21 protein-coding genes are annotated in these 19,396 nt (G+C 63.4%); 9 read left to right on the top strand and 12 right to left on the bottom strand.

Going from position 1 to position 19,396, the window contains the following annotated elements:
* The first annotated feature begins 47 nt into the window (after positions 1–47).
* Positions 48–1,331 carry an MATE family efflux transporter gene (locus tag AWB65_RS14785; RefSeq protein ID WP_087667926.1) on the top strand — a complete coding sequence of 428 codons (1,284 nt, stop codon included), beginning with the start codon at positions 48–50 and terminating at the stop codon, positions 1,329–1,331.
* Between the two features lie 352 nt (positions 1,332–1,683).
* Here the strand turns inward: AWB65_RS14785 and AWB65_RS14780 are convergent, their stop codons facing one another.
* Positions 1,684–2,721 carry an alpha/beta fold hydrolase gene (locus AWB65_RS14780; RefSeq protein WP_087667867.1) on the bottom strand — a complete coding sequence of 346 codons (1,038 nt, stop codon included), beginning with the start codon at positions 2,719–2,721 and terminating at the stop codon, positions 1,684–1,686.
* A 134-nt stretch (positions 2,722–2,855) separates the two neighbouring features.
* Here AWB65_RS14780 and AWB65_RS14775 point away from each other — a divergent pair, with 134 nt between their 5' ends.
* From AWB65_RS14775 to AWB65_RS14765, 3 genes are read left to right on the top strand one after another with little or no spacing between them, the layout of a single operon-like run.
* A complete protein-coding gene (locus AWB65_RS14775; RefSeq protein ID WP_087667866.1) occupies positions 2,856–3,617 on the top strand; it encodes a DNA/RNA non-specific endonuclease in 762 nt (253 codons plus the stop codon).
* Positions 3,610–3,870, top strand: coding sequence for a hypothetical protein (locus AWB65_RS14770; protein WP_087667865.1), 261 nt, complete (start codon positions 3,610–3,612; stop codon positions 3,868–3,870). The genes AWB65_RS14775 and AWB65_RS14770 overlap by 8 nt, the downstream gene beginning before the upstream one ends.
* Positions 3,871–3,898: 28 nt before the next feature.
* Positions 3,899–4,414 (top strand): methylated-DNA--[protein]-cysteine S-methyltransferase, encoded by a 516-nt coding sequence (locus tag AWB65_RS14765; protein ID WP_087667864.1) that lies wholly within the window; start codon positions 3,899–3,901, stop codon positions 4,412–4,414.
* Positions 4,415–4,505: 91 nt separating this feature from the next.
* Here the strand turns inward: AWB65_RS14765 and AWB65_RS14760 are convergent, their stop codons facing one another.
* The 3 genes from AWB65_RS14760 to AWB65_RS14750 all read right to left on the bottom strand — a co-directional run bounded on the left by AWB65_RS14760 (position 4,506) and on the right by AWB65_RS14750 (position 6,596).
* Entirely contained in the window at positions 4,506–5,210 is a 705-nt protein-coding gene (locus tag AWB65_RS14760; protein ID WP_087667863.1) for an OmpA family protein, read from the bottom strand.
* Positions 5,211–5,512: 302 nt separating this feature from the next.
* On the bottom strand, positions 5,513–6,184 hold the full coding sequence (locus tag AWB65_RS14755) for a DUF2968 domain-containing protein (protein WP_087667862.1): 672 nt from the start codon (positions 6,182–6,184) through the stop codon (positions 5,513–5,515).
* Between the two features lie 127 nt (positions 6,185–6,311).
* Positions 6,312–6,596, bottom strand: a complete 285-nt coding sequence (locus tag AWB65_RS14750) for a hypothetical protein (RefSeq protein WP_087667861.1) — start codon at positions 6,594–6,596, stop codon at positions 6,312–6,314.
* Between the two features lie 376 nt (positions 6,597–6,972).
* Between AWB65_RS14750 and AWB65_RS14745 the strand changes: the two genes are divergently transcribed.
* The 3 genes from AWB65_RS14745 to AWB65_RS14735 all read left to right on the top strand — a co-directional run bounded on the left by AWB65_RS14745 (position 6,973) and on the right by AWB65_RS14735 (position 9,183).
* The gene (locus AWB65_RS14745; RefSeq protein WP_087667860.1) at positions 6,973–8,484 is read left to right on the top strand and encodes an ATPase domain-containing protein; all 1,512 of its coding nucleotides are present in this window, start codon (positions 6,973–6,975) and stop codon (positions 8,482–8,484) included.
* Positions 8,481–8,837, top strand: a complete 357-nt coding sequence (locus AWB65_RS14740) for a response regulator (protein ID WP_087667859.1) — start codon at positions 8,481–8,483, stop codon at positions 8,835–8,837. The genes AWB65_RS14745 and AWB65_RS14740 overlap by 4 nt, the downstream gene beginning before the upstream one ends.
* A 91-nt stretch (positions 8,838–8,928) precedes the next feature.
* Positions 8,929–9,183, top strand: a complete 255-nt coding sequence (locus AWB65_RS14735; RefSeq protein ID WP_087657406.1) for a CsbD family protein — start codon at positions 8,929–8,931, stop codon at positions 9,181–9,183.
* A gap of 69 nt (positions 9,184–9,252) precedes the next feature.
* On the opposite strand, the gene AWB65_RS14730 is transcribed toward AWB65_RS14735, so the two are convergent.
* Genes AWB65_RS14730 through frc form a run of 3 tightly spaced genes read right to left on the bottom strand, consistent with a single transcriptional unit; the run spans position 9,253 to position 12,027 of the window.
* Positions 9,253–9,963 (bottom strand): hypothetical protein, encoded by a 711-nt coding sequence (locus AWB65_RS14730; protein ID WP_087667858.1) that lies wholly within the window; start codon positions 9,961–9,963, stop codon positions 9,253–9,255.
* Positions 9,964–9,965: 2 nt separating this feature from the next.
* A complete protein-coding gene (locus AWB65_RS14725) occupies positions 9,966–10,745 on the bottom strand; it encodes a fumarylacetoacetate hydrolase family protein (RefSeq protein ID WP_087667857.1) in 780 nt (259 codons plus the stop codon).
* 34 nt (positions 10,746–10,779) lie between these two features.
* Positions 10,780–12,027: a formyl-CoA transferase gene (frc, locus tag AWB65_RS14720; RefSeq protein ID WP_087667856.1), complete on the bottom strand. Its 1,248-nt coding sequence runs from the start codon at positions 12,025–12,027 to the stop codon at positions 10,780–10,782.
* 412 nt (positions 12,028–12,439) lie between these two features.
* Between frc and sucC the strand changes: the two genes are divergently transcribed.
* Both sucC and sucD read left to right on the top strand, forming a co-directional pair.
* Positions 12,440–13,639 carry an ADP-forming succinate--CoA ligase subunit beta gene (gene sucC, locus AWB65_RS14715; protein WP_087667855.1) on the top strand — a complete coding sequence of 400 codons (1,200 nt, stop codon included), beginning with the start codon at positions 12,440–12,442 and terminating at the stop codon, positions 13,637–13,639.
* A 12-nt stretch (positions 13,640–13,651) separates the two neighbouring features.
* The gene (gene sucD, locus AWB65_RS14710) at positions 13,652–14,524 is read left to right on the top strand and encodes a succinate--CoA ligase subunit alpha (RefSeq protein WP_087667854.1); all 873 of its coding nucleotides are present in this window, start codon (positions 13,652–13,654) and stop codon (positions 14,522–14,524) included.
* A 69-nt stretch (positions 14,525–14,593) separates the two neighbouring features.
* Here the strand turns inward: sucD and AWB65_RS14705 are convergent, their stop codons facing one another.
* The 5 genes from AWB65_RS14705 to oxlT form a co-directional block, all read right to left on the bottom strand.
* Complete coding sequence (locus tag AWB65_RS14705) at positions 14,594–15,325, bottom strand: GntR family transcriptional regulator (RefSeq protein ID WP_087667853.1); 732 nt, start codon at positions 15,323–15,325, stop codon at positions 14,594–14,596.
* Entirely contained in the window at positions 15,315–15,536 is a 222-nt protein-coding gene (locus AWB65_RS14700; protein ID WP_087667852.1) for a hypothetical protein, read from the bottom strand. The genes AWB65_RS14705 and AWB65_RS14700 overlap by 11 nt, the downstream gene beginning before the upstream one ends.
* 114 nt (positions 15,537–15,650) lie before the next feature.
* Positions 15,651–16,664, bottom strand: a complete 1,014-nt coding sequence (locus AWB65_RS14695; protein ID WP_087667851.1) for a 2-dehydropantoate 2-reductase — start codon at positions 16,662–16,664, stop codon at positions 15,651–15,653.
* 168 nt (positions 16,665–16,832) lie between these two features.
* Positions 16,833–17,804 carry a LysR family transcriptional regulator gene (locus AWB65_RS14690; protein WP_087667850.1) on the bottom strand — a complete coding sequence of 324 codons (972 nt, stop codon included), beginning with the start codon at positions 17,802–17,804 and terminating at the stop codon, positions 16,833–16,835.
* 17 nt (positions 17,805–17,821) lie between these two features.
* Entirely contained in the window at positions 17,822–19,174 is a 1,353-nt protein-coding gene (oxlT, locus tag AWB65_RS14685) for an oxalate/formate MFS antiporter (RefSeq protein ID WP_087667849.1), read from the bottom strand.
* Positions 19,175–19,396: the final 222 nt, after the last annotated feature.

Here is a 19,396-nt window from a genome sequence, read left to right as displayed (position 1 = left end):
CCCTCGATCCGCCGCCGCTACCCGTGCGCTGGCATCGCCGCGTGCTGATGCTCGCGTTTCCGATCGTCGTCGCGAATCTGACACAGCCGATTCTCGGTGCCGTCGATACCGCCGTCGCCGGGCATCTCGACGGCCCGCAGTATCTGGGCGGCGTCGCGCTGGGCGGGCTCGTCTTCAGCTTCGTGTTCTGGGGCTTCGGCTTCCTGCGCATGGGCACGACGGGCTTGGTCGCGCAAGCCTTCGGCGCCCGCGACGACGACGCCCTGCGCGCCACGCTCCTGCGCGCGCTGTTGCTCGCCGCCGCGATCGGCTTGGTGGTGCTCGCCGTGCAGACGCCGCTGATCGCCTTCGGCGTCGGCGCGCTCGGCGGCAGCGAGGCCGTGCAGGCGACCGCGCGCCTCTATTGCCACGCGCGCATCTGGGCGGCGCCGTTCGCGCTCGCCAACTACGTCGTACTGGGCTACCTGCTCGGCTGCCAGCGCGTGCGGCTCGCGCTCCTCACGCAGGTGTTCATCAACGCGGTGAATATCGTCGCGGTGCTGGTCTTCGTGTATCGATTCGACTGGGCGATCGCGGGCATCGGCGCCGCGACCGCCGCCGCGGACGCCTGTGGTTTCGCGCTCGGCATGGCGATTTTGTGGCGGCTGCGTCCGCGCGGACTTCCGCCGCTCGCATGGAGCGCGTTGTCGGATTCGCATGCGCTGAAGCGGCTCGTCGTGATCAATCGGGATATTTTCGTGCGCACGCTTTGCCTGCTCGGCTCGTTCGGCTGGTTCGCGCATCTCGGCGCGCGCGAAGGGGACGCGATTCTCGCCGCGAATGCGCTGCTGCTCAATTTCCAGACGTTCATGGCGTTCGGACTCGATGGCTTCGCGCACGCGGCCGAGGCGCTCGTGGGCGCGGCGACGGGCGCGCGCGACCGGCATGCGTTCCGGCAGGCTGTGAAGGTGACGATGTTCTGGTCGGTGATCGGCGCGACGGGGTTTTCGCTGGTGTACTGGGCGGGCGGCGCGTGGATCGTCGGCTTGCTGACGGATCAGGCTTCGATCCGCACCGCCGCGCTACAGTATCTGCCGTGGGCGGCGGCGTCGCCGTTGGCGTCGGTGGCGGGGTTCCAGCTTGACGGCGTGTTCATTGGCGCGACGCGCACGCGTGAGCTGATGCTGGCGATGACCGCCTCATCGGCGGTCTTCCTGCTGGCGGCGTGGGCGCTGGCGGGGCCGCTCGGGAACCACGGGCTGTGGCTCGCGATGACGGTTTTTATGATCGCGCGCGGGGTGACGTTGGGGGTGCAGTTGCCGGCTATCGAGCGCCGACTGGGCCCGGCTTAGGACGGGTTGTTTGTGGGCCGTCGCGGTTCCGGCGGCGAGTTCCGATCGAAACCGCGCCTCGCAACCCACCCGCTGCACCATACTGAAAACATCCGCATCAGGGCGAGCCAACGTTGAACAGACGGCCTTTGCGGGACTTGCGAATTGAGCATCGGCGTACAGGCGCAGATTCGTAGATGGCAAAGCGGACTTCTGCTTTCTAGGGCAGGGCGAACGATTGCCAACGATCCCACCGTCGACGTCGATTGTCCGCACCTGGCTGACTACAGCCTATCCACACGCGGTCTCCCTGAACATTCGCGAAGCCGTTTCCACTGGCCGTGAACGACGCAGGAGTACGGTGGCGGAACGCTCAGCGGTTCGCCGCCGCCAACCCCTCCAGCAACGCCTTATGAAACGCCGCCGGGTCCTGCATCTGCGGTGCATGGCCCAGCTCCGGAAACTCGACGAGCTTTGCCCCCGCGATCCTTTCCGCCGCCAATTTCGCCAGATCGGGATAGCGGCCAAGCGTCGGGCGAATCTCCGGCGGCGCGAAGTCCTTGCCGATCGCGGTCGTGTCCTTGTCGCCGATCAGCAGCAGCGTCGGCGTACGCAACTGGTCGAATTCATACACGACCGGCTGCGTATAGATCATGTCGTAGAGCAGCGCCGAGTTCCAGGCGACCACCTCCTTCCCCGATCCGCGATACATGCCCGCGAGCATCTGCACCCACGGTTCGTAGTCGGCGCGCCAGTGACCCGCGTAATACGTGCTCTGCTCGTAGCGGCGGATGCCGTCGGCGCTGGTCTTCAGCTCGCGCGCGTACCAGTCGTCGATCGAAATCGACGGCACGCCTTTCGCCTTCCAGTCCTCCAGGCCGATCGGATTGACGAGCACGATCTGCTCCGTCTCGCGCGGATACATCAGCGCATAGCGCACGGCGATCATGCCGCCCGTCGAATGCGCGATGAGCGTCGCATTGTGCACGTTGAGCGCCTGGAGCAGCGCGTGCGTGTTACGCGCGAGTTGCTGGAAGCTGTACTGATAGCGCACGGGCTTGGTCGACTTGCAGAAGCCGATCTGATCCGGCGCGATCACGCGATAACCCGCGTCGGTCAATGTCTCGATCGTCTGACGCCACGTCGCCGCGCAGAAGTTCTTGCCGTGCAGCAACACCGCCGTGCGACCGTTCGGACGCGCCGGATGCACGTCCATGTAGGCCATCTTCACGACCTGCCGCTGCGACGTGATGGCGAACTGCGCGACCGGGTACGGGTAATCGAAGCCTTGCAGCTCGGGGCCGTACACGGGGCCGTCGTTGCCGGCGGGTTGCGATGCGGGTTCGTCGGCGTGGGCGTGGAGCGCGGCGACAGCGATCAAAGCAGAAAGCAAGCGGCTCTTGAAGGTCATGGAAGCGATCGAAGTGGGCGAACTCGGTGCGGAAGATTCTATCGCGCGCGGTTTTTGATCGCCTGCGCGCGCTAACGTCTTATACTTTGCGGCCATCATTTGCCGCGCGTCCCAGGCGCCCTCAAGACCCGAGCATGACAGCACGCCTCAAGGCATTCGTCGCCGCGCTTTTCTGCGCCTCGTCCCTCACCGCCGCAGCCAGCGACTGCGCGCAATTCAGCCCCGGCGGCCAGCCACCCGTGGTCGTCAACCAGAAGATGCGCGCGGCCACGCAGGAACTCTGCTATTCCGACTTCGCCGTCCTGCACTCCGGCGTGACGAAAGGACCGCTCTGGTCGGCGGAACACCTGACGGCCGAGCACGTCGACGACGCCAAGAACAACACGCGCACCAATCGCTTCTTCGCCGAGCGCAAGCTGCCGCCCAGCGAGAGCGCGCAACTCTCCGATTACAAGAAGAGCGGCTACGATCGCGGCCACATGAGCCCCGCCGGCGACCGCTGGAGCAAGAAAGGCATGGCCGAATCGTTCTCGCTTGCGAACATCGTGCCGCAGAATCCGTCGAACAACCGGCGCATCTGGTCGCGCATCGAGGAAGCGGTGCGGCGTCTGACGGAAGAATCGGGCGATGCCTACGTCGTGACCGGGCCGCTGTTCTCGGGTGGTGAGCTCCAGACGATCGGCGAATCGCGCGTGTTCGTGCCGACGCAGCTCTACAAGGTCGTGTATCTGCCCGCGCGCGAATTGTCGTTCGCGGTCGTCGTCGACAACAGCGCCCCGACCAGGGACTACACGGTCAAGACCGTGCACGAACTCGAGACGATGAGCGGGCTGCGGTTTCCCGGCATCCCCGAGTCGCTGAAAGACAAACGAATTGGAGGACTGAAAGGTGTTTAAACCATTTGCCAACGATACCGACGCGCTCAACGTCAACGGCGACGCGTTCTCCGTCACGAACGGCATGACGCGCATCGCGATCGCCGCCGACATCGAGATTCCCCGCGACAAGACTGGTCTTACGACGGCGCTCGCTTTGCAAAAAGCGGTGAACGCGATCGTCGACGCGTTGCAGAAGGACGCCGCGCTGCCCGCCAAACTCGCGGAAGAACCTGCTGCGCCGACCGGCAAAACCGGGAATCCGTTCATCTGACGCGACGCATCGCAAGCCGGGACGCGAAATGATCGAATGCCATGTGGCGCCGAGTCCGATCGGGCACATCCTGTACCGCTCCGAGGGCGACAGCCTGACGGGCCTTTTCTTCGTCGGACAGAAGCATTTTCCGGCGGGCATCGCACAGCCGACGCTCTCGGAGGGCGCGCCACTGCCGCGCGTGATCGAGGAAGCGCGCGAACAGGTCGACGAGTATTTCGCCGGCGAGCGGCGCGCGTTTTCCGTGAAGCTGCGGCTCGACGGCACGGGGTTCCAGCAGCGCGTGTGGAGCGCGCTACGCGACATCGCTTTCGGCGATGCCTGGACCTACGGCGACCTCGCGCGGCACCTCGGCTTGCCGGCGGGATCGTCGCGCGCGGTGGGCGGGGCGAACGGGCGCAATCCGGTGGCGATCATCGTGCCGTGCCATCGGGTGATCGGCGGCGACGGCACGTTGACGGGCTACGCAGGCGGCATCGAACGCAAGCAGCATTTGTTGACGCTCGAAGGCGGACCGGGGCGCGCGCAACTCACGCTCTTCTGAATCCGCGCGACTGAGCACACAAAGCAAAAACCCCGCAAGCCTTTTGGGCTTGCGGGGTTTTTTGCGTCACGCGGACGATACGCGATTCAGCTTATTGCTGCGTGCTCACGCTGACTTCGACACGGCGATTCTGCGCGCGCCCAGCCGTCGTCGCGTTCGACGCCACCGGGCTCGATGCGCCGAAGCCTTGCGCCGAGTAGCTCTGCGAACGCAGGCCGTGGCCCTTCAGGTACGACATGACCGACTGTGCGCGACGCTCGGAGAGCTTCTGGTTATGCGAAGCCGAACCTGTCGAGTCCGTGTAGCCGGCAACCCGCACCGACTTGAACGTCACGTTTTGTCCAGCCTCGATGAACTGGTCAAGCGTGTCCGTGGCTTTCGGCGTCAGCGATGCGCTGTCGGTTGCGAAGTTCGCGTCGCCGCTCAGGTTGATCTGACGCGGCATTTCCGGCGCCGGTTGCGGAGCCGGCTCGGGTGCCGGCACCGGTGCGGCGGCGGTTTGCGGCGCACCGCACTGGAACGTGACGATACGCGGATCGCTCGCGTCCTCGTTCGGCGCGCGCAGGCGTTCCATCGTGTCGAGCTTGTATGCGGGCTGGTCGCCGCAGACCTTCTGCGCAGCCGAGACGCATGCGGCGACGGTTTCGAACGCGCCGTGGCATTCCGCGCGATACGCCTTCATACCGTTCGACGTCTGGATCTGATACACGTTGAACGTCGGACCCTGGGCGACGGTGGTGCAACCGGCGATCACGCTGATCGAGAGAATACTTGCGACTACTAGTTTTTTAGACATCCTGGTTACCGTTCTGAAATTACTCTATGACTGAAAAAATCGAGACAAATACGCACTGCAGGGGCACCGACGACAACCCGATCTTCACAGCCACCCTATTCGCCTCATGCCGACGACCCAGATCTCGAAATAATCGGGAATCCGAAAATCGCGCGGAATCTTAGCACGGGGTATACAGCGCTTTTCACGCGAAAACTCTTAAAGCGGAGCGGGCATTTGCAACGCGTTGCTCGCCTTTTGCGAGCGGCGCGCCTGGTTTAAAAAATCGCTCGCCGCCATCTGGCATTAGCCTGCCCTGGATGTCATCTGGAAGGCGTCGGCAGATCGCCTTCCTGCTGCTTCTGCAGATCCTGCACGCGCGCCTGCAATGCGCGCAGTTGCGCCTGCGCCGCCGCCTGCTCGTTGCGCAGCGCGCGGATCGCTTCCTGTTGCTGTTGCTGGCGATCGGCGACCTGGCTTTGCTGCGCCCGCGCGACTTCGAGGTCCGCCTGCAGGCGGCTCGCCCGGTTTTGCTGCGTCGCGATCAAGCGGTCCGCGTACGATTTCTCCGCTTCCAGTTTGATGCGGCGGATTTCAGTATCGGAAAGCTGCATCGTAGATTTGGCAAAATCTGCATATACCGTTTCAGCGCGCGCATCATTTTGCGTCTTGATTACGCGCCAGAATTTCTTTTGCTGAAACATTGCGACGTAGTAAAGCATTTCGTCGGGGTAGTACAAGAGGCTCGCGCCATAACTGCCGTTATAAGTCGTGCGCAATTCCCGGACTTTGCCGTCGCGAATCATTTGCTGTAACTCGGCGATATCGCCGGTTGCCGGGGTTTGCGAGTCGTCGGTAGTGCCTGACAGCACGTCGCGGCGCATGCTTGTGTCCCCGAGCGCATTGCTGGCCGGGCCCGCGGCGATTGCGCCCGCGGTCGAAAGCAATAATCCTGCGACCACGGCAGCATCCCTGAAGATCGATTTGTAATTCATTGAGTGTCCGTGTCCGCTTAAAGAGAAAAGCATGGTCTTCTGGATTATGGCTACTGGAAACGTCGAATTCCAGATTTAAGTGAGCGCTACCGGCCGGATCGTTTTATCCGGAGGTAAATGTCCGCGCTTAAAGCGATTCACCCGGCGCCCACAGGTTCCGGTGTGCGATTTCCGAATCCGTGGGCTTCCATTGTTCGCGTTCCATAAAGAAGCGCGGATCGACGGGCGTTTCCGGCAGACGCTTGAAAATCTCGCGATCGGCCTTGAAGCGAAATGGAGCGGCGGCAAGGATGCCGACATCGGGAAGTTTGTCTGCGGTGGCGGGCGACGGTGTAGAAGCCGGTGACGGCATGTTGACGAAAACGCCCGAAGTAAAGATCGCGGCGGCAACAGCGGCGTGAGATACGGACATGGTGTGATTCGAGGCAGAAGCCCGCGCGCTTGAGAATTTGAGAGAATATTCCGGCGCGTACCGGGAAAATTAGGGAAAAGACGTGGTTTGAAAATGCCAAAACACGAGGGCCCTAATGAGACCACCGACTGATCGAGACCGGCATCAGACCCATCCCAATCGATCCGATCAAATCCGCAGCACCGGGCGCAGAAAATGCTGCATCTCCCGACGAACACCGTATGAGATGTAAAAGGCGCCGATCGTTCATTCGACATCGTTCGCCACGAAATCATGCTCATCGAGCAGTCAGGCACTGTCGAAACGCGACACCCGCGGTCCTGTCGTCCATAATTCGCGTTCGCGCAAGCGCTTTGACACAAAAAAAGACATCTTCATGAATAAAGACGACACGCCATCGACCCCGCCGCCCGACGAGCCGGCGATCGATACGACCAACATCACGACCGGCGTTCCCGGCTTCGACGACATCCTCGGCGGCGGTCTCGTGGAGGGCGGCCTGTACCTGATTGAAGGCATGGCGGGCGCGGGCAAGACGATCCTGTCCTCGCAGATCGGCTTTCACCGCGTGGCCCAGGGCGACATGGTGCTTTACGTCACGCTGATCGCCGAGTCGCACACGAAGTTGCTGTCGCACCTGAAGCGCCTCTCGTTTTACGACGCCGACGCGATCTCCGACCGCATGCTCTTCGTTTCTGGCTACCACGAACTGATGCGCGACGGCCTGTCGGGCTTTCTCGCGCTGATCGCGCAGACGATCAAGATGAACCGGCCGCGCTTCATGGTCATCGACGGATTCCGCAGCGCGCGCGAATTCAGTTCGACCGAGCTGGAATTGTCGCAATTCATCCACGAATTGAGCGCTTTCGTCACGGCAGCGCGCTGCACGACGCTGATCCTCGCGCCTTTATCCGGCAACGAACCGCATCCCGAACACACGCTCGTCGACGGCCTGGTCGAGCTGAACCGCTACAGCACCGGCATGCGTCGCGCGCGCGAGATCGAGGTGCACAAGCTGCGCGCGCGCGATCATCTGCTCGGCAAGCATTTCATCAAGATCACTGACAACGGAATCGTCACGTTCCCGCGGCTGGAAGCACGGCCGTCGCTCTTCGAAGGCGCGCCCGACCTCAAGTCCCGGCTCGGCTTCGGCATGCCGGAATTCGACATGATGACGGGCGGCGGCGTCGTGAAAGGGTCGACGACGACGTTGATCGGTCCGTCCGGCGTCGGCAAGACGCTCCTCGGGCTGAAGTTTCTCGAAGCGGGGCTGGAGCGCGGCGAGAAGTGCGTCTACTTCGGCTTCTACGAATCGCCGGAGCGGCTGGTTGCGAAGGCCGAGTCCGTGTCGATCCGGCTCGAGGAAGCGGTGCGCGACGGGCGCCTTACGATTCAGTGGCAACCGGCGGTCGAGCTTGCCATCGACGAACTCGCCGCCGAGCTGATGGCGGTTCTCGAGCGCACGAACGCGTCGCGGCTCGTGGTGGACGGCATCGAAGGCTTCCACGATTCGGCGAACCGCGTCGAGCGCTTCGGGCTCTTTCTGAACGCGCTGTCGCACCGGCTGCGCCAGTCCGGCGTCACGACAATCCTCACCGAGGAACTGCCGCTCTATACGGACGCGATCCCCGGCGTCGCATTGCGCGCCTCCGCCATGACCGAGAACATCGTGCTCTTGCGCTATGTCGAGTCGAACTCGGGGCTGTACCGGATGCTGTCGGTCGTCAAGCAGCGCGAGAGCGCGCACGATTCGGCGATCCGCCGCTTCATCATTGACGAGCGCGGGCTGCACGTAACCGAAGGCTTCATCGGCGCGACGGGGCTTCTGTCGGGACGCAGTTCGATCGGGCCATCGCTTTCAGTGTCCGATGCCGGCGCGCGGACATGAAAAAAATTCTCGTTGTCGATGACGAATTCGACATTCTCACCACCTGGCGCCTCGTGCTGGAGATGGAGGGGTATGAAATCGTCACGGCGTCGAACGGCATCCTGGCGCTCGACGCCGCGCGCGCGCACGTCCCCGACCTGATCATCACCGACTGGATGATGCCGCGCATGGACGGCGTCGCGCTGATCGGCGCACTCACGCTCGACGCGGCGCTTTCGAGCGTGCCGGTCGTGCTGATGAGCGCGGCCGCGAAAGCGCCGCGGCTGGAACACGACGGCGTGGAATTCCACCGCAAGCCGGTTTCCATCGACGATTTGCTGGCCATCGTCGTACGGTTGATCGGCGCGCCCTGATTTTCAGCGCTGGGCATGAACCGTGCTGTATGAGACGTTCCGGGGACACCGGACAACTTTGAACACGCAATCATCCAGAACGGGAGGCACCATGGTGCAGGATCAGGTAGAAGGCGCGGCGCAGAACGTCGTGGGCAAGGTGCAGGACGCCGTCGGCGCCATTACCGGCGACGCCTCGACCCAGGTCGAAGGCAAGGCGCGCCAGGCGCTCGGTTCGCTGCAACAGAGCTACGGCCAGACCATCGACAACGTGCGCACCGCTGTCGTCAGCCAGCCGATCAACGGCGTGCTGATCGCGGCGGCGGTCGGCTTCGTGCTCGGCGCCCTGTGGAATCGGGATCGTTGACAATTTGTTGTCGAATGTAAAAACGGCGGTCCGGTTTGATGCGGACCGCCGTTTTGCTATTTGTAGCGCTTATTTCGACAGATAGGGACCGCGCGACTCGGTCGCGCTCGCGTGCGACGCCGCGCAGCCGATCGCGGCCGCCACGCCTGTGACGAGCAGCGCGCCGCTGCCCGTGACGACTCCGGCTGCGACCACGGAACACGCGGCGGTGCCGTTCATCGCCGAGACGAGTGCGGGCCAGGCCGTGCCGGCGAGCGCCATCGTCAGGTGGGAGGCGATCAGCGCGGCCATCGCGATGACGATCACGACCGCCAGCACGCCCTGCTCGTGCCCCGCCGCATAGCCGATCACCGCGCACGCGCCCGCGCATGCGAAGTGAAGCGACTCGTTTGGCGTGATGCGACCCAGCCGGGCAAGTGCCGCAACGCCGGCCAGCGCGACTCCCGCGCCAAGAACAGCGAAAAACGGCGCATCCGACGGCCCGAAAAGCGTCGAGGCGAGCGCCGCCGCCGCAATGGCGCCCTGGAAGTGCGTCAGGCGCGGCTTAAGGTCCAGTCCGAAGCGTCCACACACCGCCGCCGCGCACCCCGCGATAGCAAGCGCGACGATCACCGAAAGCACGGCGCTCTCGCTCCCGCCAAGTGCCTGCGCCACGATGACACCCGCGCCCATCGCGCCGATTTCCCACAGCACGCGCCGCCGCGCCGTCGAGAGGCGAAGCGCCTCCATCGTCGCGACGACCGCCAGAACGCAAACCACGCCGCCTGCAACGTCGAACATGGCTAGATCGCGAGCCGGTTCGTGAGCGTGCCGATCCCGTCGATCGAGACATCGACGCTCGCGCCGTCCTTGATCGACCCGACGCCGATCGACGTGCCGCACATGATCACGTCGCCGGGGACGAGTGTCATGTCGGCGGAGATCATCGCGACCTGCTGGGCGGGCGTGAAGATCATGTCGTCGAGCGGGTAATTCTGGCGCTCGACGCCGTCGACCTTGGTCACGACGTTCGCGCGCCGCCAGTCGAAGCCCGTCACGATCGACGGTCCGAGGCAACTGAACGTGTCGAAGCCCTTTGAGCGGCACCACTGGGCGAAATTCGGGTCTTCCTGCAACAGTTCGACCGCGGTGACGTCGTTCACGCAGGTGTAGCCGAAGATCGCCGCCTCGGCTTCCTCGGGCGTGGCGTTGCTGCACGTCTTGCCGATCACGATGCCGAGTTCGCCCTCATACGCGATCTTTCCCTGATAACTCTTCGGCCGGCGAATGTCCGCGCCTGGCCCGATCACCGACATCGGCGGCTTGATGAGGAAAAGCGGATGCTGTGGCGGCGCCTTGTCGAGCTTCTGCGATAGCGCGTAGTAGTTGTTCCAGAGCGCGATCACCTTGGTCGGCTCGCACGGCGCGAGCAGCGTCACTTCCTTGACCGGGAGCGAGTGGTTCGTCGGCTTCGGTCTGTCAAAAATGTTGCCGTCGTATTGCAGGACGCGGGTAGCGTGCTGATCGAGCGTGCCGAAGCCGATGCGGCCCTCGGCGTCGCGAAAGCGAATCCAGTTGGTCACGAAGAAGTCCTCGAAGGTGAAATAGGAAACGAGCTCAGATCGCGCCCAGGCTCTTGAGCGTCGCGATCTGGTCGGCGTTGTAGCCGAGTTCGGCCATCACCTCGTCGGTATGCTCGCCGAGCAGCGGCGAGCGCGTGACCTCGGTCGGGCTGTCGGAAAGCTTGATCGGGTTGCCGACCGTCAGATACTTGCCGCGCACCGGATGATCGACTTCGACGATCGTTCCCGTCTTGCGCAGCGATTCGTCCTCCGCGATTTCCTTCATCGACAGGATCGGGCCGCACGGAATGTCGTGCTTGTTGAGGATGTCCATCACCTGGAACTTGGTCTTCGACATCGTCCAGTGCTCGATTTCCGCGAAGATATCCTTCAGGTGCGGCAGACGCGCGGCGGCCGTCTTGTAATCGGGATGGTCGATCCATTCTTCCTTGCCGATCACCTTGCAGATTTCGCCCCACACCGGCGCCTGCGTGATGAAGTAGATGTACGCGTTCGGATCGGTTTCCCAGCCCTTGCACTTCAGAATCCAGCCCGGCTGGCCGCCGCCCGATGCGTTGCCGGCGCGCGGCACGGCGTCGCCGAAAGTGCCGTTCGGGAACTGCGGATATTCCTTCATGACGCCGGTGCGCTCGAGCCGCTGCTGGTCGCGCAGTTTCACGCGGCAGAGATTGAGCACGCCGTCCTGCATCGCGGCGAGCACTTTCTGGCCGCGTCCGGTGGTGTTGCGCTGAAAAAGCGCCGCGACGATGCCGAGCGCGAGATGCAGCCCCGTGCCCGAATCGCCGATCTGCGCGCCCGAGACGACGGGCGGGCCGTCATCGAAACCTGTCGTCGATGCCGCGCCGCCCGCGCACTGCGCGACGTTCTCGTAGACCTTGCAGTCCTCGTACGGGCCGGGGCCGAAGCCCTTCACCGACGCCACGATCATCTTCGGATTCAGTTCCTGGATGCGCTCCCACGTGAAACCCATCCGGTCGAGCGCGCCCGGCGCGAAGTTCTCGACCAGTACGTCGCACTTTTTCACGAGCGATTCGAGAACCTTCTTGCCTTCCGGATTCTTCGTATCGATGGTGATCGAACGCTTGTTGTGGTTGAGCATCGTGAAGTAGAGGCTGTCGGCGTCGGGGATATCGCGCAACTGCTCGCGCGTGATATCGCCCGCGCCCGCGCGCTCGACCTTGATCACATCCGCGCCGAACCACGCGAGCAACTGCGTGCAGGTCGGACCCGATTGAACGTGCGTGAAATCGAGGATGCGCACACCATCCAGTGCCTTGCTCATTACCGTCTCCCTATCGTTTTTGCACATTCGTCGGCGCCGTTGGGACAGCGCGTGGACAGCTTTCGTTGACCCTTGGTCTGATCAAGCTGCCTCACAGTTGTGATATACAATATTCCAGACACAGTATTAGTCAAGTGTTCAGCGCATCTCGGAAACCCTGTATTGCGATGCAGCACGTCTCTGAGGCTCATATTTGCTGGCTTTTCTTGCATTGCTCTTGCAGTGCACCAACGTCATCTGGGCAACATAATTTGTTGTCATCGCGCTAAGCGTCCGCTTACATTCTCTGCGCTTCGGCTCTTGCCAAATTCCGTTTTTGGCACTCGTGAAATGTGATATATCATATTTCAGCGCAAGACTTCGGCTTCTTCGACAGCTCGCGCTCATTCCCATCAGAGGATCAGGAGACGCAATGAACATCCACGAATATCAGGCGAAGACGCTGCTGCGAAAGTACGGCGTGGCGGTGCCGGACGGCCGCGTCGCGTTTTCGGCGCAGGAAGCCGCCGACGCCGCTCACGCGCTCGGCGGCTCGGTCTGGGTCGTCAAATCGCAGATTCACGCGGGCGGGCGCGGTGCCGGCCGTTTCACCAACGATCCCGACGGCAAAGGCGGCGTACGCGTCGTGAAATCGGTCGAGGACGTGAGCGCGAACGCGCAGAAGATGCTGTCGTCAGTGCTCGTCACGAAGCAAACCGGCCCGGCCGGCAAGGAGGTCAAGCGCCTCTATATCGAGCAAGGCTGCGACATCGCGCGCGAGTTGTATCTCGGAATGCTCGTCGATCGCGCCACGTCGCGGATCACGATCATGGCGTCGACCGAAGGCGGCATGGAAATCGAGGAAGTCGCGCATCACTCGCCTGAGAAGATTCTGAAGGTCGCGATCGATCCGGCCACTGGTCTGCAGCCCTTCCACACGCGTCAGGTGGCCTTCGGGCTCGGGCTGACGGGCAAGCAGATCGGCGCGGCGTCGAAGTTCATCGGCGCGCTGTATCAGGCGTTCGTCGATCTGGATGCGTCGGTCGTCGAGGTCAATCCGCTCGTCGTGACGGGCGCGGGCGACGTGATCGCGCTCGACGCCAAGCTCAATTTCGACGACAACGCCCTCTACCGCCATCCCGATATCGAAGCCCTGCGCGACGAGGACGAGGAAGAGCCGACCGAAATCGAGGCGGCGAAACACGGCCTGAACTACGTAAAGCTCGACGGCAACATCGGCTGCATGGTGAACGGCGCCGGCCTCGCGATGGCGACGATGGACATCATCAAGCTCTACGGCGGCGAGCCGGCGAACTTCCTCGATGTCGGCGGCGGCGCGACGCGCGAGCGCGTTTCGACGGCGTTCAAGCTGATCCTGCGCGATCCGAAGGTCGAAGGGATTCTGGTCAACATCTTCGGCGGCATCATGCGCTGCGACGTGATCGCCGAGGGCGTGGTCGCGGCGGCGCGCGAAGTGAGCCTGGGCGTGCCGCTCGTCGTGCGCCTTGCCGGCACGAACGTGGACGCGGGCCGCGAGATCCTGAGCGCCTCGGGCCTCACGATCATTCCCGCCGACAACCTCGCCGACGCCGCCGACAAGATCGTCAGCGCCGTCGCCGCCGCACGCCACTGAAGGGGACAGCACATGAGCGTTTTGATCGACAAGGACACGCGGGTGATCTGCCAGGGTTTCACCGGCGCGCAGGGCACGTTCCATTCGGAGCAGGCAATCGCCTACGGCACGCGGATGGTCGGCGGCGTCACGCCCGGCAAGGGCGGCACGACGCATCTCGATTTACCCGTCTTCGATACCGTCGCGGATGCCGTCGCGAAAACCGGCGCCGAGGCGTCGGTGATCTACGTGCCGCCGCCCTTCGCCGCCGACGCGATCCTCGAAGCGATCGATGCCGAGGTGCCGTTCATCGTCTGCATCACCGAGGGCATTCCGGTGCTCGACATGCTGCGCGTGAAGCGCGCGCTGGCAGGATCGGCGAGCCGGCTGGTCGGGCCGAACTGTCCGGGCGTCATTACGCCGGGTGAGTGCAAGATCGGCATCATGCCGGGGCACATCCACCGGCCGGGGAAGATCGGCGTGGTGTCGCGCTCGGGGACGTTGACCTACGAGGCCGTCGCGCAGACCACGGCGGCCGGGCTCGGGCAGACGACTTGCATCGGGATCGGCGGCGATCCGGTGAACGGGACGAATTTCATCGATTGCCTGTCCCTTTTCATCGACGACGATGCCACGGAGGGGATCATCATGATCGGCGAGATCGGCGGATCGGCCGAGGAGGAAGCGGCGCAGTTTCTGAAGGATTCCGGGACGAAGAAGCCGGTCGTCGGATTTATCGCAGGGACGACGGCGCCGCCGGGGCGTCGGATGGGACACGCGGGCGCGATCATCTCGGGCGGATCAGGAACGGCGAGCGCGAAGATCGACGCGATGAAGGCAGCGGGGATTCTGGTGGCCGACTCGCCCGCGGCGCTGGGTGAGACGATGTGGAAGGCGATGGGCTAAAAACAGAGGCCGCCCGGCGATTTGATCCACCGGGCGGCCTTGATCGTTCAAGCGCGTCTAACTAACGCTTCAATCCAGAAAATCGCAATTAGCCTCGACAAACGCGGCCAAATCGAGCGAATGCTGCCGAACGAGCCGTTCGACCAGCTCCGTATCGCGCTTTTCCAGCGCCTCTATGATCCGCATGTGATCGACGATCGAGCGCGACGCGCGGTCGCTCTGCGAGATCGTCATCTTCCGGATCGCGCGGACGTGCACAAAAATGTTCTTGATCGTGTCGAAAATGATCTGCGACTTGCCCAGTTGCACGATCGCCTGATGGAACGCGATGTTCGCTTCCGAATACTCGTCGATGTGCTCGGCGGGCGTCGCGTCGCGAAAATTGTCGAACATGTGGCGCAGGCGGGCGATTTCGTCGTCTGTCGCGCGCTGCGTGGCGAGGCGCGCAGCCATGCTCTCGAGCGCGGCCCACATATGAATCATCTCGACGATTTCACGCTTCGTCTTGCGCAATATGTATACGCCCCGGCGCGGCACCGTGCGGAGGAAACCCTCCTGCTCGAGCAGCGTCATCGCTTCGCGGATCGGCGTGCGGCTGACGCCGAGCGCTTCCGTCAGCTCCTTTTCGTCGAGCCGGATCTCTTCGCGAGAACGATAGATGTCCGCTTCGGCGATCGCCTGCCGCAGTTTCGCGTACGCCTGATCGCGCAGCGAAACCGTGGCATTGATCGGTTCCAGCGAAAGCGTCAGTCCATGCGGACGGACGTCGGGTCTGTCTACAGATTGAGTATCAGATGGCATTGATGGTTCGATTTCCCAAGTGCGGCTGGCCGGCCGAGACACGCTTGCCCGAGCCGCCATTCTGATCGTCCGCCGCCAAGCCGGCAAAGCGACCGTGATCTTGTGCGCGCTGCAACATCGCTTGCGGCACTGCCGATGCAATCATAAACGTAACGCCGACACCCATGGCTACCAATGCGAATCCCAAGACGACTACAAGTGCGATGCTCATTTCAAGGCTCCGGGTAAGTACTTAAGAGCCTCCAGTATATGTTGCGTCGCAGCAGGACGCAACATATTTTGCATCTTGTATATCAGAAACAACAGTGACGGCTTAATACCCAGTTTAGGCCGCTTTCTGCGTTTCGACAGGCGCTCGCGGCTTGGCCGTGCCCTGGTTCACGCCCTCGCGCAGCTTGATCAATGCGAGAACCGCATCGAGCATCGGCGTCTCGACGTGGACCAGGCGGCCGATTTCCTGCACGACGGTCATCAGCGGATCGATTTCCATCGGGCGGCCGGCTTCGCAGTCCATCAGCATCGATGTCTTGTGCGCGCCCACCGCGCCCGCCCCGTTGATGCGCTTCTCGACATCGACGCGGAAGTTCACGCCGATCTTGTCGCCGATCGCCTTCGCTTCGAGCATCATCGCCTTCGAGAGCGCGCGGGTGCCCGGATCGCTCGTCAGGACGTCGAGCGTCGCGTGCGTCAGTGCGCTGATCGGGTTGAAGCAGAGGTTGCCCCACAGCTTCAGCCAGATTTCGTCGCGGATGTTATCGCGCATCGGCGCTTCCATGTCGGCGGCAGCCATGATGTCGTGGAACGCCTGCAGGCGCGGCGTGATCTCGCCGCTCGGCTCGCCGATCGGGAATTTCTTGCCGTAGACGTGCTTGATCACGCCCGGCTCGGCGATCTCGGCGGCCGGCAGCAGTACGCAGCCGATCGCGCGTTCCGGTCCGAGCACGTTCCACTGCTTGCCGCCCGGGTCGATGCTTTGCAGCGTCGTGCCGGCCAGATCGCCGCCGTGGTTGTAGAAGTACCAGTACGGCAAGCCGTTCACCGCGGTGACGACCGACGTGTCCGGCCCGAGCAGCGGCGGCATCAGGTCGACGACGCTCGGCACCGAATGCGCCTTCAACGCGATGATCACGTAGTCTTGCGGCCCGAGTTCGGCCGGATTGTTCGTGCAGCGCACCTTGACGGTGTGTTCCTCGCCGTCGATTTGCAGGCGTACGCCGTTCGCCTGCATCGCCGCGAGGTGCGGCCCGCGTGCGACGAAACTCACGTCCGCTCCGGCGCGCGCGAGTTGCGCGCCCATGTAGCCACCGATTGCACCCGCTCCGTAAACGCAGATCTTCATGCTCGTCTCCTTAGGATGATTTTGCCTTCTGATATACAACATACTACATTCCACATAGCCTCATAACAAGGCGAATCGTGAGGGTTGGGGCACGCCAAAACCCGCATGTTTCGCGGGTTCTGCGTGAAGTTTAGGTATGGAACGAGGCAGTTGCGCCTCTGGTAGAAATCAGGCTTCGACGGCCTGCGGCGCAACCGCGCCAGAACGCTGCGTCGTCGACGACGCCACGAAATGCGCCCACAGATTCGCCGCGCCGGGACGCAGCGCGCGGCTTTGGCGGCGCACGAGCACGACGGCGCGCGACACGGCGGGCGTGAGCGCGACCGCCTGCACGCCGCGTCCGATCGACGCGCACGCGTGCATCGGCAAAACGCCGATGCCGAGGCCCGCTTCGACCATCCGCGCGACCGATGTCGCTTGCGCGAGCGGCTGGAGCGTCACACCTGCGACTTCGTGCAGCGCGAGCGCACGGTCGATGGCGGCCTGGCTGCCGGTATCGTCATCGAGGGTGAGAAGCGATGCGCCGCGCAGCATCCGCCAGTTCGCGCTTTTCTGAGCGGCCAGCGGATGGCGTGCCGGCACCAGCGCGCACAGCGGATCGTGAAAGAGCGGCTCGGCGACGAGTTCATCGAAGTTTTGCGACTCTTCGCCCACGATCACGATTCCCAGATCCGCCTCGCCCGCGCGCACGAGTTGCAGCACCGTGCCCTGCGGCCGATCCACGAGCGCAATCGACAATTCGGGATAGCGCGCCTGACACGACGCGAAAAGCGCGGGCAGCACGCTCGCCGTCAGGCTCGAACTGCTCGCGAGCTGCACGACGCCCGCCTCGGTCTCGTCGTCGAAACCGGGGCGCAACGCCGCTTCGAGTTCCTCGACGAGCGGCGCCACGCGCGCGAGCAGCCTGCGCCCGGCATCGGTCAGAGCGACCTGACGCGTGGTCCGGTCAAAAAGCCGCAGCGCGATTTCGTCCTCGAGTTCTCGGATACTGCGGCTCACTGCCGATTGCGTGATGCCGTATTCGTCGCCCGCGCGGGTAAAACTGCGATGCCGCGCGAGCGTGACGAACAGCCGCAATTGATGCATCGACACACTGAGCGATTTCGGAACATGCGCGACATCGGGCGGCACATCGCGCATGTCATGTCCCTCGACACTCATTGCGCGGACGACTTGCTCGGCGCATCCACCCAGGCGGCCTTGAACGACGCATCCATTGAACCGGACGACGACGTCTGCGCGACCGTGTTCTCGATCCAGCGCTTTCTCATCGGCGCGAGGACGAACTTCGCGCACAGACCCGCCGCGATTGAAATCACGGCCGCCGCGATGAACACCGCGTTCCACGAGCCGATCGCGGAAAGCACCGAGGCGAGCGGCACGAGCATCGACGCCGTGCCTTTCGCCGTGTACAGCGTGCCGGCGTTGGCCGCCGCGTACTTGCTGCCGAAGGTATCGGCACAGGTCGCCGGGAAGATCGAGAAGATTTCGCCCCAGCAGAGGAACGTCATCGCCGCGAAGAAGATGAAGAGATACGGGTTGTGACCGAACTCCATCAGGCCGAGCAGCGCGAGCCCTTCGCCGATGAAGATGAAGAACATCGTGTTTTCGCGACCGATTTTGTCGGAGATGAAACCGCACAGCGGACGCGTGAAGCCGTTGCAGAGGTTGTCGATGGAGAGCGCCATCGTGAGGAGCGGCAGCGTCACGCCGAGCAGGTTCACCGGCATTTTGGCGAAACCGTATTCCTTCGCGATCGGGCCGAGCTGGGCGGTCGCGATCACGCCGCCCGCCGCGACGAACACGAACATCAGGTACAGCACCCAGAAAAGCGGCGAGCGCACCATCTGACCCGTCGTGTAGTCGATTTTCGTCGCGACGATGCGCTTCGCCGGCGCCGCGAAAGCGGGCGGATTCGGCCGCACGAGCATCAGCGCGAGCAGAAAAATGCACACGCCCTGGAAAATGCCGAAGAACATGAACGCCTGCTCGTAGCCGGAGCTCTGGATCATGTTGGAGATCGGAATCACGGTGACGGCCGCGCCCGCGCCGAATCCCGCGGCCGTCAGGCCCGCCGCGAGACCGCGCTTGTCCGGAAACCACTTGAGCGCCGTGCCGACGCAGGTGCCGTACACGCAGCCCGCGCCCACACCCGCCACGACCGCGCCGATATAGAGATGCACGAGGCTCGTCGCGTGAGCATCGATGATCCAGCCGAGCGCCGCGCAGATCGATCCGCCGATCACGACGGGACGCGGCCCGAACTTGTCGACGAGCCAGCCTTCGACGGGAACGAGCCAGGTTTCGGTGACGATGAAGATGGTGAAAGCGGTCTGGATCGCCGCTTGTCCCCAGTGGTGCTTGGCGTCCATCGGAACGACGAAGAGCGTCCAAGCGTATTGCAGATTGGCGACGAGCCCCATGCAGATGATGCCGATCGCCAGTTGAATCCATCGATTGTGGTGACGGCCGAGCGAATGCCCGGGCGTGACTGTGCCTGCGTTTGCCATGTCTGTCTCCGATTTTCGTTTTCAGCGCTCGTGCGGCGCTTGATTTGATGCAGGATCACCGGCGTTATTTTTGCCGATGCAGCAGCGGTCGGTCTGTCAGGGGAAATGCTCAAGCCATGCGGCGCAGGCTGGCGGCGCACGTCGGGCGCAGTCGTTTTGCTGCACTGCTCTCATCGCTCGTGGTTCACGTGTGCTCGGGGCAAAGCACGGCTTTCCACGCCG

The sequence above is a fragment of the Caballeronia humi genome, from assembly GCF_001544475.1.
Lineage (GTDB): Bacteria > Pseudomonadota > Gammaproteobacteria > Burkholderiales > Burkholderiaceae > Caballeronia > Caballeronia humi.
This window is presented reverse-complemented; position numbering and strand designations above follow the sequence as displayed.